1 protein-coding gene is annotated in these 326 nt (G+C 57.7%); it reads left to right on the top strand.

Features of this window, described 5'->3' with window-relative positions; genetic code table 11:
• The coding region (locus SB753_RS35805; RefSeq protein ID WP_410804825.1) for a hypothetical protein at positions 1-249 on the top strand (249 nt) is incomplete at its 5' end.
• Positions 250-326: the final 77 nt, after the last annotated feature.

The raw sequence follows: 326 nt of genomic DNA, 5'->3' as shown, positions 1-326 counted from the left end.
CAGTTGATCGATCCTGTTTCGCAAGCCGGCTTGCAGCAGTTCTTCAGCAACCAGGAGCAAACCTTCGTCTACGAGAACAACCTGCAGGGCACCAACATCTGTATCGGTTCGAATCAGCCGCTCTTCACCACCGCGCCGCCGGGAGACACTCAGGACATCCTCGCTGTCGAATGGAAGCGCGTGCGATCGCAACCCAACCTGAACAGCTGCATGTTGCTGAACGGTCAACATGGATGCGGAGACTTCTAGCGTTATCGTGCGCGATTCAGGCAGGCGGCGCATTCATGAAGGCGCCACCTGCAGCACCGTAGACTGAGTGTCGTCCG

The organism is Paraburkholderia sp. SIMBA_053 (assembly GCF_046534895.1).
Classification (GTDB): Bacteria; Pseudomonadota; Gammaproteobacteria; order Burkholderiales; family Burkholderiaceae; genus Paraburkholderia; species Paraburkholderia caledonica.
Note: the sequence above shows the minus strand (reverse complement) of the source record. Positions and strands in the feature narration are given on the sequence as shown.